The organism is Natronospirillum operosum (genome assembly GCF_004768465.1).
Classification (GTDB): domain Bacteria; phylum Pseudomonadota; class Gammaproteobacteria; order Pseudomonadales; family Natronospirillaceae; genus Natronospirillum; species Natronospirillum operosum.
Genome location: NZ_SRMF01000001.1, coordinates 1260660 through 1275479, shown reverse-complemented (window position 1 = coordinate 1275479; position 14820 = coordinate 1260660). Strand labels below are relative to the sequence as shown.

The 14820-nt window shown below is 61.9% G+C and carries 16 protein-coding genes; 7 read left to right on the top strand and 9 right to left on the bottom strand.

Annotation, left to right across the window (positions count from 1 at the left end; all coding sequences use genetic code 11):
• Positions 1 to 42: 42 nt before the first annotated feature.
• Positions 43 to 1845, bottom strand: coding sequence for a protein-disulfide reductase DsbD (dsbD, locus tag E4656_RS05935; RefSeq protein ID WP_167855951.1), 1803 nt, complete (start codon positions 1843 to 1845; stop codon positions 43 to 45).
• Between the two features lie 113 nt (positions 1846 to 1958).
• On the opposite strand from dsbD, the gene E4656_RS05930 reads away from it, so the two are divergent.
• Positions 1959 to 2357 (top strand): hypothetical protein, encoded by a 399-nt coding sequence (locus E4656_RS05930; protein ID WP_135482001.1) that lies wholly within the window; start codon positions 1959 to 1961, stop codon positions 2355 to 2357.
• 33 nt (positions 2358 to 2390) lie between these two features.
• Here E4656_RS05930 and E4656_RS05925 read toward each other — a convergent pair whose 3' ends face one another.
• Positions 2391 to 2777 carry a helix-turn-helix domain-containing protein gene (locus E4656_RS05925; protein WP_135482000.1) on the bottom strand — a complete coding sequence of 129 codons (387 nt, stop codon included), beginning with the start codon at positions 2775 to 2777 and terminating at the stop codon, positions 2391 to 2393.
• 243 nt (positions 2778 to 3020) lie between these two features.
• On the opposite strand from E4656_RS05925, the gene E4656_RS05920 reads away from it, so the two are divergent.
• The 3 genes from E4656_RS05920 (at position 3021) to E4656_RS05910 (ending at position 4403) form a co-directional block, all read left to right on the top strand.
• Complete coding sequence (locus E4656_RS05920; protein WP_135481998.1) at positions 3021 to 3488, top strand: hypothetical protein; 468 nt, start codon at positions 3021 to 3023, stop codon at positions 3486 to 3488.
• A 79-nt stretch (positions 3489 to 3567) separates the two neighbouring features.
• Complete coding sequence (locus E4656_RS05915; RefSeq protein ID WP_135481996.1) at positions 3568 to 4008, top strand: DUF192 domain-containing protein; 441 nt, start codon at positions 3568 to 3570, stop codon at positions 4006 to 4008.
• Between the two features lie 158 nt (positions 4009 to 4166).
• Positions 4167 to 4403, top strand: coding sequence for a hypothetical protein (locus E4656_RS05910; protein WP_135481994.1), 237 nt, complete (start codon positions 4167 to 4169; stop codon positions 4401 to 4403).
• Positions 4404 to 4578: 175 nt separating this feature from the next.
• On the opposite strand, the gene ychF is transcribed toward E4656_RS05910, so the two are convergent.
• The 7 genes from ychF to E4656_RS05875 form a co-directional block, all read right to left on the bottom strand.
• The gene (gene ychF, locus E4656_RS05905; protein ID WP_135481992.1) at positions 4579 to 5673 is read right to left on the bottom strand and encodes a redox-regulated ATPase YchF; all 1095 of its coding nucleotides are present in this window, start codon (positions 5671 to 5673) and stop codon (positions 4579 to 4581) included.
• A gap of 44 nt (positions 5674 to 5717) precedes the next feature.
• Positions 5718 to 6314 carry an aminoacyl-tRNA hydrolase gene (gene pth / locus E4656_RS05900; protein ID WP_135481991.1) on the bottom strand — a complete coding sequence of 199 codons (597 nt, stop codon included), beginning with the start codon at positions 6312 to 6314 and terminating at the stop codon, positions 5718 to 5720.
• Positions 6315 to 6421: 107 nt separating this feature from the next.
• Positions 6422 to 7084 (bottom strand): 50S ribosomal protein L25/general stress protein Ctc, encoded by a 663-nt coding sequence (locus E4656_RS05895; RefSeq protein WP_135481989.1) that lies wholly within the window; start codon positions 7082 to 7084, stop codon positions 6422 to 6424.
• Between the two features lie 110 nt (positions 7085 to 7194).
• Positions 7195 to 8121: a ribose-phosphate pyrophosphokinase gene (locus tag E4656_RS05890; RefSeq protein ID WP_476703732.1), complete on the bottom strand. Its 927-nt coding sequence runs from the start codon at positions 8119 to 8121 to the stop codon at positions 7195 to 7197.
• Positions 8122 to 8159: 38 nt separating this feature from the next.
• A complete protein-coding gene (gene ispE / locus E4656_RS05885; RefSeq protein WP_135481987.1) occupies positions 8160 to 9041 on the bottom strand; it encodes a 4-(cytidine 5'-diphospho)-2-C-methyl-D-erythritol kinase in 882 nt (293 codons plus the stop codon).
• A 30-nt stretch (positions 9042 to 9071) separates the two neighbouring features.
• On the bottom strand, positions 9072 to 9683 hold the full coding sequence (gene lolB / locus E4656_RS05880) for a lipoprotein insertase outer membrane protein LolB (RefSeq protein ID WP_167855950.1): 612 nt from the start codon (positions 9681 to 9683) through the stop codon (positions 9072 to 9074).
• The gene (locus E4656_RS05875; RefSeq protein ID WP_135481984.1) at positions 9680 to 11440 is read right to left on the bottom strand and encodes a tetratricopeptide repeat protein; all 1761 of its coding nucleotides are present in this window, start codon (positions 11438 to 11440) and stop codon (positions 9680 to 9682) included. The genes lolB and E4656_RS05875 overlap by 4 nt, the downstream gene beginning before the upstream one ends.
• 125 nt (positions 11441 to 11565) lie before the next feature.
• Between E4656_RS05875 and hemA the strand changes: the two genes are divergently transcribed.
• Genes hemA through prmC form a run of 3 tightly spaced genes read left to right on the top strand, consistent with a single transcriptional unit; the run spans position 11566 to position 14801 of the window.
• Entirely contained in the window at positions 11566 to 12846 is a 1281-nt protein-coding gene (gene hemA / locus E4656_RS05870) for a glutamyl-tRNA reductase (RefSeq protein WP_135481982.1), read from the top strand.
• Positions 12847 to 13938, top strand: a complete 1092-nt coding sequence (gene prfA, locus E4656_RS05865) for a peptide chain release factor 1 (protein ID WP_135481980.1) — start codon at positions 12847 to 12849, stop codon at positions 13936 to 13938.
• On the top strand, positions 13935 to 14801 hold the full coding sequence (gene prmC, locus E4656_RS05860) for a peptide chain release factor N(5)-glutamine methyltransferase (RefSeq protein ID WP_240753901.1): 867 nt from the start codon (positions 13935 to 13937) through the stop codon (positions 14799 to 14801). The genes prfA and prmC overlap by 4 nt, the downstream gene beginning before the upstream one ends.
• Positions 14802 to 14820 lie beyond the last annotated feature (19 nt).

The window sequence follows — 14820 nt, the reverse complement described above, 5'->3', positions numbered from 1 at the left end:
AGAGCCTTGACCAATGCCGGTTACTGGCCGGGTAGCGAAGTTTCAGATACCCAGGTGCTGCACGAACTGCCGCTTGCTCAGTTCGCCCTGAATGGTGCGCTGATCGTTCAGCTCACCCTCTGCAGTGTAGAACAGCAGGGCAGGCGGGCCAAACAGCCCATGCTCATCCAGCAGTTGCTGATGCTGTGCATTGAACCGGGTGATATCGATCTGCAGCCAGCGGTGGTCGGACAGTCCGGCCTGAACATCGGCCTGCTCGAAGATGCGTCGCTCCATGATCCTGCAGGACACGCACCAGTCGGCATAGAAGTCGAGCATCACCGGTTCGCCGGCTGCAGCCGCCTGGGCCAGTTGGGCCGACAGCTCATTCACCGAATCAAAGCGATAGAAGGGCGCTGCCGCCACGGCTTGCTGCTCGCTGGCCTGAGGAATGGGCCGCAGCGGATCTGTGCCGCCACTGAACATGCCCCAGAGTGCGGCCATGCCATAGACCAGCAACACGGTGCCGGTCAGTTTGCGCCAGCGGCCGGTGTCGGCGCGGAAGCGGTCCAGCGCGCCCAGCCAGATGGCATAGCCCAGCGCCAGCAGGCCCCACAGTCCGAGGCTCAGGGTCGGGTCGAGCCAGCGGCTGAGCAGCCAGATGGCCACACCGAGCAGCAGCATGCCGAACAGGACCCTGACATGCTGCATCCAGGGCCCGGAGCGCGGCAGCCAGCGAGCGCCCCCCACGGCCACCAGAATCAGCGGTACGCCCATGCCCAGGCCCAGTGCAAACAGGCTGCCAAAGCCGAGTGCCGCATCGCCGCTGGCCGAAATATAGATCAGGGCACCGGCCAGAGGGGCGGTTACACAGGGCGACACCACCAGTGCAGAAAGCGCTCCGATACCGGCCACCGAAGGCAGGCCACCCTGCTGGATACGATTCTGAATCTGGATAACCCACTGGCTGAGCGGCCCGGGCGTCTGCAGGTTGAACAGGCCAAACATGGCCAGCGCCAGCAGCGCAAACAGCAGCGCGAACAGCGTCAGTACCCAGGGCTGCTGCAGCGCTGCCTGGATGTTGCCGGCCGCCCCCAGCGAGGCGGCAATGACCCCGGCCACGGCATAGGTGAGGGCCATGGCCAGTACATAGGTGAGGGCGATGGCCAGGGCGCGCGGTGTACTGGGCCGCTGTTCACCCAGCACCAGTGCGCTCATGATCGGAATCATGGGCAGTACACAGGGCGTGAATACCAGCCCGATGCCCAGCAGGAAAAACAGCCCGATGCTCAGTGGCAGGCTGCCTCCGGCCAGAAATTCGGCCAGCCCGCCGCCGGTCAGATTGGCTGGCCCGGACAGAGTGCCTGCGCCCGTGCCGGCGGCCGCCACCGGCGCACCGTTGCGACTGCTGTCGGTACCGCCGGTAATCTCGTTGGTCGGGTCAAAGGTGACGGTGCGGGTCTGCGGCGGATAGCACAGCCCGGCCTCGGCACAGCCCTGATAGCGCACCTCGAAATCCACCGGGCCATTGGCGGTCACCGGCAGGCGCAGGGCCATGTACTCGTAGTAGACCGGCATGACCTCATCAAAGGTGGGGTCGTAGCGTTCGACATGGTGGTTGGAGAGGGTCATCTCCCCCTGGTCAGTCAACTGCTCGGGGTCAGTCTCCGTCACTGGACGAATGGAGAACATGTCGCGGTACATGTAGTGCTCGGGCTCGATTACCCAGTCCACCACCAGGGTGTCGCCATCGCTGTGGAAGGTCATCGGCATGGCCTCGTCCACCGGCAGAAACTCCTGCGCGGCAGCAAGGCTGCTCGCCAGCAGCAAGGTCAGGGTCAGCAGATGGTTCGCCAGGCGATGCAAGTCAGGTGTCTCCAGTCATGGTTCTGAAGCGATGCAGTGCGGGTCGCTTCGAAAGCAGGAGCATTCTAACAATTTATATCGCCGGCTGCGTCCCTGCTGCGTAAAGACCGTGTTTGCGAACGGGGAGACGCATCCGCTACCATAGCGGCATTCTGACGCTGCAGGGCCATCAAATGCTCGATCTCCAGCAATTGCGACTGCTGCTCATGGGTGTTGCCCGTGAACAGGCTACAGTGCCCTATCAGGGCGTGATCCGTCTGCTGAATATCCCGGCGCCGTCCATGCAGACGCTGACCCGGGGGCTGGAAACACTGCAATGGCAGGATGTCACTCTGGACAGGCCGCAGTTGGCGGCGGTGGTGATTCAGAAGAAACAGCCCTTTCCCCGGCCGGGATTTTTCCAGGTGGCACAGGCGCTGGGTGCGTACCATGGGCCGGATACCGGTACCGAGGCCCAGATGTGGCATCAGGATCAACTGGAAAAAACCTGGGAGTATTTCAGAACCCTGTAGGGTTTGCCGGTGATCGACGGCGCCGCGCTGCTGTTATCCTGATCGGTCTTCCCTGTTCAGTTCGTCTTCCAGCTGATCCCTGCCTTTCGCGTTCAGGACGCGGACGACTTCATTGACAAAATGGAGTACCAGTTCCTGCTCTTCGGGCGACAGGCTCCTGATGGCCTCTGTCAGATCCTGGCTCAGGGCGACCGAGCGGTCATCCTCGGTGCGAAACAGATCGCTCAGCGAGCAATCCAGTATTTCCGCAAACTGCTTCAGGCGCTGCAGCGTTGGTGAAATGGCGCCATTTTCGATTCGACTTACCGTCTCTTTCTCGATGCCCATGAACTCGGCCACCTGTGCCTGGGTGAGTCCTTTTTCCTTACGACGACGAGCAATGGCTTGCCCCAGCTCTCTGGTCGCCTCTCTATCGTTCATTATACGTCCCCAGAGGTCAAGAAAGTTAACATGAAACGTAATTCTCACAGTAACTATATCAATTTGAAATGACGTCATAGATCAACTACTGTTAACGCAGTGAGTCACTCTCGCCCTCATGTTCCGGGTGTTCGGGTTGACCGCGACATGCGCTCCCAGGAGGGAGGAGTAATCTATAGGGAGGTGCATCAGATGCATCCTGAGATTGAACCTGCAAGGATCAGGTCTGTTCACAGTGTCCAGTTGATTCAACAACCCCGCTATCTGTTCTACAGCAATGAGGTGCTTCGGTCTGCCCGCAGGGATGGTGGCAGTGCAGCTTTTGTCTGCAGCTATGTGGATGATCTGGTGCTGAATCAGGGTGTGGGGCCGGACACCATCGCCACGTCGGTGCAGAAACTGTTGCAACCCGGTGACGTTCTGTCCTGGCAGTCGCACGACCGGGTGCTGATTACCCTGAAGGCGCGCAACGAGGACGCCGTTCTGCGTGCGGTGGTAGGGGTGCACTCCGCGCTGCTGCAGCTGCCGTTGCAGCAGGGCGGCAATGCCGGCTGGCCGCGCATACATACCGGGGTGAGCATCTTCCCGGTCGACGGAGATCGCCTGGCGCCGTTGCTGACGCGGGTATTTGTGGCCGCTCAGGCGGCGCGCGGAGATACTCTCGTCGGCAGTCGGCTGCGATTCTTCAAACCCGGGTTCCTGCTCAACTGACAGGCCATTGTACCGCTTGTCGAGTGCGCCGCCGCTCGCTATAGTGAAGCGGCTTCAGGTTTACGGAGAAGGGCTGTCATTGATTTTCTGGCGCAGGTTTCGCACAGGCCTCTGGCAATGTCTGCTGGTGTTGGTGCTGGCCGGCAGTCTGGCGGCCGAAGAGCTGGCTGTGACTACCCTGGTCATTGGCGATCAGGCATTGCAGACCGAACTGGCTGTGACCCCGGAACAGCGCAATACCGGCCTGATGCACCGCGAACACCTGCCGCCAGATGCCGCCATGCTGTTTGTCTATGCAGCCACAGGTCAGCGCTGTTTCTGGATGCACAACACCCTGATCCCACTGACCCTGGCCTTTCTCGCTGACGACGGCACCGTGCTGCAACTGGTGGACATGACGCCGCAGAGCCGCGACGTGCACTGTTCCGCCATGCCGGTGCAGTACGCACTGGAAGTCAACCAGGGCTGGTTCGAGCAGCATGGCCTGGGGTTGGGCGACCGCGTGCAGGGCCTGCCCTGAACCCCGATGGTCGACCGTCACAGTAAGTTCACTGAAGCGCCACCGGACCGTCATCTGACAAACCCATCATGGGTCTCAATCCACCAAAGGGGAGGCGACGACGATGGGGGGTTCTGCCGGGTATTCAGCGACTGGATCTGCAGGTTTTCCACTGGTGCATGCAGCGCAAAAGCCGCACTCTGCTCGCCACCATGGGCCGCTACCTGTCCAGGTCGGCCGATGGTCCGGCCTGCGGGCTGATTGTGCTGGCTCTGTTCCGGTGGTATCCGCCGTTCGACAGCCTCTGGCTGGGTGCGGTGGCGAGCGCCTTCGCCATTGAACGTCTGCTCTATTTCGTGGCCAAGAACCGTTTTTGTCGGCACCGGCCGCCATTGCCGGTTTCCGCGCCTTCATAACAGCCGGCAGATGAATTCAGTTTTCCATCCGGTTACACCTCGGGCACCGTTTGGCACCTATCAACTGCGGCACGGTCTGACCTTCTGCGTGCGGCAGGGGCGCATGGATTACCTGCGCACGGTACGGCATGCTGACTGCACCGGTCGCCCCGAGGGGCGGCTGGCACGGTGCCGGTCAGACATTGAAGCGGAAGTGCATGATGTCGCCGTCACGCACAACATAGTCCTTGCCTTCCAGACGCATCTTGCCGACTTCCTTGGCCCCCTGTTCGCCGTTGCCGGCAATGAAGTCGGCGTAGCCAACCGTTTCGGCGCGAATAAAGCCTTTCTCGAAATCGGTATGGATGACACCGGCGGCCTGGGGTGCTGTGGCGCCAACACGGACCGTCCAGGCCCGCACTTCCTTGGGGCCGGCGGTAAAGTAGGTGTGCAGGCCGAGCAGGGAATAGCCGGCGCGAATCACCTTGTTCAGGCCGGGCTCGTCCATGCCCAGGTCAGCCAGAAATTCACCGCGCTCTTCGTCATCCAGTTCGGCAATCTCGGCTTCCAGCTTGTTGCAGATGGGCACAACCTGAGCACCTTCGCGGTCAGCGATGTCGCGCACCTGATCCAGCAGCGGGTTGTCGGCAAAGCCTTCTTCGTCAACATTGGCAATATAGAGCGTCGGCTTCAGCGTCAGCAGGTGAAAATGCCGGTTCAGTATGGCCTTTTCATCCTGGTCCAGGTCCATGGAGCGCACCGGCTGTGCCTCGTTCAGACCGGGCAGCAGCTTCTCCAGCAGCGCCACATGCCGAATGGCTTCCTTGTCCTGACCCTTGGCCTTCTTCTGCAGTCGTGTGATGGCCTTTTCCACGCTGTCCAGGTCCGCCAGTGCCAGCTCGGTATTGATGACCTCGATATCCGACGCCGGGTTGACCTGATTGGCTACGTGAATGACATTGTCATTGGCAAAGCAGCGCACCACGTGGGCAATGGCATCCGTTTCGCGGATATTGGCCAGGAACTGGTTGCCCAGGCCTTCGCCCTTGGAGGCGCCCGCCACCAGACCGGCGATATCCACAAACTCCATCGTGGTCGGAATGACTTTCTCCGGCTTCACGATGGCGGCGATGGCGTCCTGACGCGGGTCCGGCACCGGCACCACACCGGTATTCGGCTCAATGGTGCAGAACGGGAAGTTTTCGGCGTCAATGCCGGCCTTGGTCAGGGCGTTGAACAGAGTCGATTTGCCGACATTGGGCAGGCCGACGATGCCACATTTGAAACCCATGTATTGATCCTCTTCAGATTCTTGGTGTGTGCCCCGGGGCCCTGTCAGGCGCCTTCGGCCCGAAAGGTATGCAGCCGGTTCATGGCCTTTTCCCAACTGCCTGCCACCGCCAGCGCGGTTTCCGCCACGGCGGCTTCGATGGCCAGTTCGGTCTGTTTCTGCTCATCCGGGGCGGCCCTGGACAGCACATAGTTGACCACATCGCGGGCGTGGCCCGGGTGGCCGATGCCAACGCGAACCCGATAGAAATCCTTCTGATTTCCGAGGTGGGCGATGATATCACGCAGGCCGTTGTGCCCGCCGTGGCCGCCGGCTTTCTTGAAACGGGCCACACCGGGAGGGAGGTCCAGTTCATCATGGGCCACCAGTATCTGCTCCGGCGTCCACTTGTAGAAGTTGGCCAGAGCGGCAACGGCGCGTCCGCTGCGGTTCATGAAGGACATGGGCTTCAGCAGCCAGACCGGATGCTGGCCCAGACGGATTTCGCAGCTGTCAGCAGCGAGCTTGCGGTCATGCCGCCAGTTGCCGCCACCGGCACGCGCCAGCGCGTCCACATAGGCGAAGCCGGCATTGTGGCGAGTACCGGCATACTGGTCTCCAGGGTTGCCGAGACCGACGATGAGTCTGATCGATGAATCCATTTGCACTGTTTCCGACTTGCCGTGATGCACCGGATTCTACAAAAAAAGGGGCCTGAAGCCCCTTTTTCTGCGCGACTCCCCACAGTCGGGGAGCCTGCCGGCCCGGATTACTCCTCGGCTTTGCTCTCTTCAGAGGCGGCAGCGCTTTCGGCCGCGTCTTCCTCTGCGTCTTCTTCAACCTGCTTGGAGGCACCCAGAACGCTGCACACCGGCGCGTCATGGTCTTCGCCATGCGTCAGCTCGATGATGGTGACGCCCTTGGGCACGGCCACATCAGACAGGTGAACCACATCACCCACGTTCAGGCCGGCCATGTCGACTTCCAGATATTCCGGCAGGTCGGACGCCTTGCAGCTGACTTCGATCTCGGTCATGTTATGCTGCACGATACCGCCGGCCTTGACGCCCGGGCACTTGTCTTCGTTCAGGAAGTGAACCGGTATCTTCTTGTGCACCACTGTGGTCTTGGTCACGCGCTGGAAGTCCATATGGGTGACCCAGCCCCGTGACGGGTGACGTTGCAGATCGACCAGCAGGGCCTGCTGGGACTTGCTGCCGATTTTCAGCGTCAGAACGTGTGCAAAAAAGCCTTCGTGCTGCGTGGCTTTCTTGATCTGATCACCTTCGAGAGTGATGGCCAGAGGCTTTTGCGCCTTGGTACCACCATAGACGATTGCCGGGATTCTGTTCTGGTGACGCAGGCGGCGGCTCGCACCTTTACCTGTGTCCTTACGCTCCTCGGCGGCAAGGGTATAAATAGCTTCAGACATGATTGCTGTGACTCCTGGTTTGAGTTTTAAAGGCCCTGTGACCGCGACCAATCACAGGGTCTTCGAGAGTGCCGCCGAAGACGGCGGCACGCCAGCGCCACGTTCCGCAGTTAGCGGAACATGGCGCTGATGGATTCTTCATTGCTGATGCGGCGAATGGCTTCTGCCAGAATGCCCGCCATCGAAAGCTGGCGGATATTAGCACAGCCGATTGCTGCAGGCGAGAGTGGAATGCTGTCGGTAACCACCAGTTCGAGCTCGGCCTGGGCAATACGTTCGATCGCCGGGCCGGACAGCACTGCATGGGTGGCATAGGCCACCACCTTGTTGGCGCCGAACTTCTTCAGTGCAGCCGCTGCCTGACACAGAGTGCCGGCGGTATCCACCATGTCATCCAGCAGAATGCAGGTGCGGTCGTTGACATCACCGATGATGTTCATGACTTCGGACTGATTGGCCTTGGGGCGCCGCTTGTCGATGATGGCCAGGTCGGCATCCAGTTGCTTGGCAATGGCGCGGGCGCGCACCACACCACCGATATCAGGTGAGACCACAACCTGGCGCTCGTAATTCTGCTTCATGATGTCATCCAGCAGAATGGGGGAGCCATAGATGTTGTCGACCGGGATGTCGAAGAAGCCCTGAATCTGGTCGGCGTGCAGATCAACGGTCAGCACCCGGTCGGCACCGACCACGCTGAGTATGTCGGCCACCACCTTGGCACTGATGGGTACCCGACTGGAGCGCGGCCGGCGATCCTGACGCGCATAGCCGAAGTAGGGCATGACAGCAGTGATACGACCGGCCGAGGAGCGCCGCAGGGCATCAATCAGCAGTACCAGCTCCATCAGGTTGGTGTTGGTGGGCGCGCAGGTGGGCTGGATAACGAATACATCGGAACCGCGTACATTCTCGTCGATCTCGATGGCCACTTCTCCATCGCTGAATTTGCCAACCCGGGCTGCGCCCAGCGGGATGTCCAGGCGCTGGGTGACCTGTTCGGCCAGGTCAGGGTTGGCGGTGCCGGTGAAGACCATCATGTTTGCCACGGTACTTTCCTCGAATGCTGTCGTATTCATGAGATGTAGGGTGCGGTCAGATCGGAGAGGGTGGGTAGAAGATCGATTACAGGTGAGCGATTGATGCCGGGGGCAACGAAGGTCCGATATTGGGCCGCCAGATCAGCGGCTGCGCTGCGAGCCGCGCCCTCCTGCTCGAAAACAGTATAGGCGCAGGCTCCGGTTCCGGTCAGCCGCGCAGGGCCATAGGCGCTCAAGGTGTCCAGCATGGTATTGATCTCTGGATAACGTCGTCGCACCACGGGCTCGCAGTCATTGCGGCCACCCCCCTCCAATGCGGTGCGTATTGTCGTTATTTGACTATTTCGTGTCAAACCGGGATCGGTAAATACCGCCCGGGTCGACACGGCGCTGTCCGGCTGGCAGACCACGAACCAGCGCGCCGGCAGATCCACCGGATGCAGGCGTTCCCCGATGCCCTCGGCCCAGGCACTGTGTCCGCGCACAAACAGCGGTACATCAGCGCCCAGGGTAGTGCCCAGACGGACCAGATCACTGCGGCTGAGGCCGCAGTGCCAGAATTCGTTGAGCGCCAGCAGGGTGGTGGCGCAGTCGGAGCTGCCCCCGCCGAGGCCTCCGCCCACGGGCAGTACCTTGTCCAGCCGCACCCGCACCGCAACCGGCAGCCGGGCATGTGGCTGCAGGCTGGCAGCGGCCCGGTTGATCAGATTGTCGGGCCCGGGAATGCCGGCGCTGTCTGCGAGCTCGATATGGGGACCCCGAGCCCTGTCCTCGGCCAGCTCGAAATGCAGACGGTCCCCGTAATCCAGCAATTGAAACAGGGTCTGCAGTTCGTGATAACCATCCGCTCTGCGGCCGGTAATGTGGAGCATCAGGTTGAGCTTGGCCGGGGCGGGCAGAGTCAGGGAGTGGCTCATGATACTTGTCCGGCGGCTCGGTGTGGTTGGTCAGACACCGGGAATATCCCAGGACTGAATAACAATGCGGGCATAGTTGTCATTCTGGCGTATGGTCATGCGGCGCGGCATGTTGTCGTCATGAAACTGATCATAGTCGACTTCCCAACCTTCCTGCTCCAGACGCTCCAGTACCGGCACATGATTGAGGCGGATGCCGGCCGGGCTGCGTGGCGAGGGGATGCCCCGGACCCAGTACTGCATCAGGTCCAGCGGCATGTCCAGCTCGGTGGTCTGGGCCAGCAGGTCATCCAGTGAGTCTGCGGTCCAGACGCCGTCCGAGGTGCGCAGTTCGGCATGGCCGGGACCACCGGACACGGTGGCTGCGCCCTGACCCAACGGCCCGCTGATGCGAATGTTGTAGAATTCATTGTGCTGTTGCCAGTAGACACTGAAGTTGGCCCCTTCATCGCCGGTGCGCGCACCCACGCGGCCTTCCAGCGTCCAGTCCCGCAGGGCCATCATCTTGTCCCGGTGTTCCTGCCATGGCTCCAGCATGGTCTGCTGATCGACTGGTTCGGGCGCCGGCAGGGCCGCACAGGCCGCCAGCAGAATCAGTGCACCTAGGGCACTGCAACGCGTGATCAGAACCCGAATGTTCAAGGGATGTTCAGCTCCAGTCTGTTGGCCAGTTCCTGCAGGCGCTCGGTGAAGCCATGGCGTTCGAGCCACTGGCGGGCTATATCCTTTGCCTTGTCTTGCTGTCCGCTGGCCCACAGGGCTTCAATATAGTGGCTGACGATTTCGTCATCTTCGTTTTCCCAGCCCTGCATTTCAAGCGCTTCTGCGAGAATCTCGACGGCTTCGTCATAGCGACTCTGATGGAAGCGCAGCCAGCCCAGGCTGTCCTTGATAGCATAGGAATCCGGGTTTTGCTGATAGGCCTGCTCGATCATGGGGGCAGCTTCGTCAACCCGATCGGTGCGGTCGACCAGCGTATAGCCCAGTGCATTCAGCGCGGCGGTGTTGTCCGGGTCCTGGTCCAGAATCAGGCGCAGGTCGGCTTCAAGGTCGTCCAGGCGATCCAGCGGCTCGGCGGACAGGGCGCGCATGTACAGCAGATAGAAATCGTTTGGCGCGACCCGCAGGCCCAGGCTGAAAGTATGAAAGGCATCTTCATAGTTGCCGATGTCATACCAGTAGCGGCCCTGGACTTCGGTCATCTCCACGATCAGGTCGGGGAAGCGGTCGCGCTGCTCGGCAAACAGGTCACGCGCGCTGACTTCCGGCAGGGCGCTGGCGTGCAACAACTCTATCATCTGCTGCATGGCGCCGAGTGCCCACTCGGTGTCGCTGATGGCATGATAGTGCTCAAACGCCCGCTCGGGTTCATTGTCTTCCTGTGCCAGCCGCCCCAGATAATAGTGGCCGGCCGAGTACTCGGGCGTATCCAGCAGGCGCGTGAACAGGTCTTCTGCTTCCGGGCGTCCCTGGTCGAATGCCAGTTCGCCGGCAAAGCGCAGCAGGGCGGGTGCTTCGGGGCTGTGTTCGAGACCGGCCTGCAGCACCTCCAGCGCCGTGACCTGATCATCCACCTGCAGCCAGGTGCGCGCCAGTTGCAGGTAAAAACGGGGTTCATCCGGATAGACTTCGGTGCCGGCATTGAGCACGATGCGGGCACCATTGCTCGCATTCAGGTCGGTCAGAATTTCACCGTAGGCGTAATAGTCGCGGCGGCTTTGCATCTGGTCGGCCAGGCTGTGCCAGTAGCTCTCGGCGCGCGTCATGTCGTCCTGCAGCTCAGCCAGGAAACCGAGCAGCAACAGGACATCCGGATTGTCACTCTGACCCAGATCGGACTGGGTGACGGCGCTGTACAGGCGGTCGAGATCCGGATATTCCCACTCGGTGAGGCGCTCGAAGGGCGTGTAGAACTCATAGCCGGGATTCAGATCCAGCAGCGCCTGCAGGGCGTCGATGGCCAGGTCAGGGTCGATATCGGCCAGCGCCAGTTGCCAGACACCATGCCAGGCATCGGTATCATGGGGGGAGACCTCGGTCCAGTGGCTGAAATAGCGCAGCGACAACGGCAGATTACCCATTTGCGCGGCCAGAGGGGCCACGCGCTGCAGTATGTAGCGATCGCGCGGGTATTGTTCGTGCGCCTCGCCCAGCAGCATCAGGGCCACTTCGGGCTCCTCGTTGAGCAGGGCCAGTTCGCTCATCAGCAGGCGATAGAACCCGGAACCGTCCAGCTCATAATGGACCGGAGGCGGCGACAGGGGCTCAGTGGGCAGGGTGGAGTCTGCTGCAGGTGCGGCATCATCAGAAGTGTCTGAATCCGGCGCCGAGGGTGCTGTGGTGCAGCCCCAGAGCAGCAGAATGAATAGCGTGGACAACGGTATGCAGAATTTTTTCAAGTGTAGACTTCCCGACCGCAACACATCCACTGCAGCGGTTTTTCGTGTAGAATGGCGAGCCGATTTGAATCTGGCTGAGTGTAACTCACGCCCCCAGTATATGCAGTAAAGACACACAAAAGAATATGCCGCTCGTTGCCGTGGGAATCAATCATAAAACTGCACCAGTCGAGGTGCGGGAAAAAGTGGCTTTCGCGCCCGACCAGTTGGTGGCGGCGCATCGGGAGTTGATAGACAGCGGCCGGGTGTCTGAAGCGGTGATCGTGTCTACCTGCAACCGCAGCGAAATCTACTGCAATCTGCCTTCGTCTGCCGATGGGGCGGAGCTGCGCGCGTGGCTGGCTGATTATCATGGTGTGCCGGGTGATCAGCTGACCTCCTGCAGCTACGAGTTTCACGAGCTGGAAGTGGTCAACCATCTGTCCCGCGTGGCCTCCGGGCTCGATTCTCTGGTTCTCGGCGAGCCGCAGATACTGGGGCAGCTGAAGTCTGCCTTTGCCGTTGCCCGCGAAGCAGACACCGTCTCCGGCCAGTTGAATACGCTGTTCCAGCATTGCTTCGGGGTGGCCAAGTCCGTGCGTACCGATACCGCGATCGGGCGCAACCCGGTATCGGTGGCCTATGCCGCCGTGGACATGAGCACGCACCTGTTCTCGGATCTGTCGCGCTGCCACGCGCTGCTGATCGGGGCCGGCGAAACCATAGAGCTGGTCGCCCGCCACCTGCACGAGCGCGGGATCGCCAGTATCACGGTAGCCAACCGCACCCTGGAACGCGCCGAACGCCTGGCTCGGCAGTTTGGCGCCCGCGCCATCCTGCTGGGCGACATTCCGGACAATCTGGCCGGCGCCGATATCGTAATTTCATCCACCGCCAGCCAGTTGCCCATACTGGGCAAGGGTGTGGTGGAAAAGGCGCTGAAAAAGCGCCGCCACAGCCCGATGTTCATGGTGGATATCGCGGTGCCAAGGGATATCGAGCCCGAGGTGGACGATCTTGGCGATGTCTATCTCTACACTGTGGATGACCTGCAGCAGGTCATCGAAGACAATGTGCAGTCGCGCCAGGTCGCGGCCCGCGAGGCCGACGAGATCATCGTGCGGGCGGTGCAGACCTATGCCGAAAGCCAGCGCGAACGTTCGGCCGGCGCTCACATCCGCGAATTGCGTCAGACCACCCAGGAACTGGCCGAGCAGGAACTGGACAAGGCTCGCCGCCTGCTGGCCCGGGGTGATGACCCGGAGCAGGTGCTGCGGCAGATGGCGCGCGGCCTGACCAACAAGTTTCTGCATGCGCCGACACTCTACCTGCGCCAGGCGGGCCGCGAAGGCAGGCAGGATCAGATCAGCCAGGTGCGGGATCTGTTCGCTCTGGATGACCGCGACGACGACCAACAGGATAGATGAATGAAAACATCACTGCAGGCCAAGCTGGACCAATTGCTGGAACGCTTTGATGAGCTGTCGGCCCTGCTGGCAGACCCGGGCGTGATCGGCGAGCAGGATCAGTTCCGGCGCTACTCGCAGGAATATGCAGAGCTCGAGCCCGTGGTGCGCGCCTACGATGCCTATCGCAGCGCCCTGGGTGATCAGGCCGCAGCACAGACCATGCTGGCTGACAGCGATGCCGAGATGCGAGCGCTGGGCGAGGAAGAACTGGCTGCAGTGGAAACCCGGCTGGAGAGCCTGGAAGGGGAACTGCAGGCCCTGCTGCTGCCGCGCGACCCGGATGACCGCAAGAGCGTGTTCCTGGAGGTCCGGGCCGGCACTGGCGGTGACGAGGCGGCCCTGTTCGCTGGCGATCTGTTTCGCATGTACAGCCGCTATGCCGAGAGCCGGGGCTGGCGCATCGAGATGATCAGTGCCAGCGAAGGCGAGCAGGGCGGTTTCCGCGAAGTGATCAGCCGGGTTACCGGCGATGGCGTCTATGGTGACCTCAAGTTCGAATCCGGCGCGCACCGAGTGCAGCGCGTACCGGCCACGGAGTCGCAGGGGCGCATTCATACCTCGGCCTGTACCGTGGCCGTGCTGCCGGAGGCCGACGCCGCCGAGGCGGTGGATATTCGCAAGGAAGACCTGCGAATCGACACCTATCGCTCCTCGGGAGCCGGCGGCCAGCACGTCAACACCACGGATTCGGCGATTCGCATTACCCACCTGCCCACCGGGCTGGTGGTCGAGTGTCAGGAAGAACGTTCCCAGCACAAGAACCGGGCCAAGGCCATGGCGCTGCTGGCCAGCCGGCTGGAGCAGGCGCAGAAAGACAGCGCCCAACAGCAGCAGGCCTCGGAACGCCGATTGCTGGTTGGCTCCGGAGATCGTTCGGAACGCATCAGAACCTATAATTTCCCACAGGGTCGGGTGACGGATCATCGCATCAATCTGACGCTGTACAAGCTGGACGAAGTCATGAGCGGTCAGTTGGGTGACATCATCCAGCCGCTGCTGACCGAGCACCAGGCTGACCTGCTGGCCGAACTGGGGCAGGGGGACGCGTGACCCTGGCCGAGGCCCGGCGCCTGGGCCTGCAGCAACTGCAGACAGCGGGGCTGCCCGACACCACGCGGGCCACCGACGTCGAGCATCTGCTGTGCTGGGCGCTGGAGCGCTCTTCCACCTGGCTGCGGACCTGGCCGGAGCACGAGCTGTCCGCGACCGAGCAGCAGCGTCTGGACAGCGCCCTGCAGCGCCGGGCGGGCGGCGAGCCGGTGGCGCATATCACCGGCCACCGGGGTTTCTGGTCGCTGGACCTGGAAACCGACGCCAGCACGCTGATCCCCCGGCCGGATACCGAAACCCTGGTGGAAGCGGTGCTGGAGGAAGTGCCCGCACGGCCACTGACCCTGACCGACCTGGGTACCGGCACCGGAGCCATTGCGCTGGCGCTGGCGCGTGAACGGCCGCAATGGACTGTGCAGGGCACCGATCGTTCGCTGGCGGCAGTGCAACTGGCCACCCGCAATGCCCGGCGCAATGAGCTGACGCGAGTGCAGTTTCTGTGCAGCGACTGGTGTGCGGCACTGGCGCCACACAGCCAGGATGTGCTGGTCAGCAATCCGCCCTATATCCGGGCCGACGACCCGCACCTGCAGCAGGGCGATCTGCGCTTCGAGCCAGCCTCGGCGCTGGTGGCCGAAGAGGACGGGCTGGCCGACCTGAAACGCATAGCACAGCAGGGGCGGGCGGTGCTGCGGGCTGGCGGCTGGCTGTTTCTGGAGCATGGTTATGATCAGGCGGATGATGTCGCCCTGTTGCTGATCGATGCCGGCTATGAGCAGTTGCAGCGGCGGCGTGATCTGGGTGGTCATGTGCGCGTTACCTGGGGTCGGCGACCGCAACGCATCACTGTCAATCCTGCTTGACACTCGATGCTCCGCAGCG

Excerpts from the sequence above, each read along its gene's own strand:
- ychF (WP_135481992.1), bottom strand. The coding sequence starts at position 5,673 with ATGGGTTTCAAATGTGGCATCGTCGGCCTGCCCAATGTCGGCAAATCG.
- E4656_RS05890 (WP_476703732.1), bottom strand. The coding sequence starts at position 8,121 with ATGGTCTTCACCGGCACCGCCAACCCTGACCTGGCCGAACAGGTCACC.
- hemA (WP_135481982.1), top strand. The coding sequence starts at position 11,566 with ATGCCGCTCGTTGCCGTGGGAATCAATCATAAAACTGCACCAGTCGAG.
- E4656_RS05895 (WP_135481989.1), bottom strand. The coding sequence starts at position 7,084 with ATGTCTGAAGCTATTTATACCCTTGCCGCCGAGGAGCGTAAGGACACA.
- pth (WP_135481991.1), bottom strand. The coding sequence starts at position 6,314 with ATGGATTCATCGATCAGACTCATCGTCGGTCTCGGCAACCCTGGAGAC.
- E4656_RS05925 (WP_135482000.1), bottom strand. The coding sequence starts at position 2,777 with ATGAACGATAGAGAGGCGACCAGAGAGCTGGGGCAAGCCATTGCTCGT.
- E4656_RS05910 (WP_135481994.1), top strand. The coding sequence starts at position 4,167 with ATGCAGCGCAAAAGCCGCACTCTGCTCGCCACCATGGGCCGCTACCTG.
- prfA (WP_135481980.1), top strand. The coding sequence starts at position 12,847 with ATGAAAACATCACTGCAGGCCAAGCTGGACCAATTGCTGGAACGCTTT.
- ispE (WP_135481987.1), bottom strand. The coding sequence starts at position 9,041 with ATGAGCCACTCCCTGACTCTGCCCGCCCCGGCCAAGCTCAACCTGATG.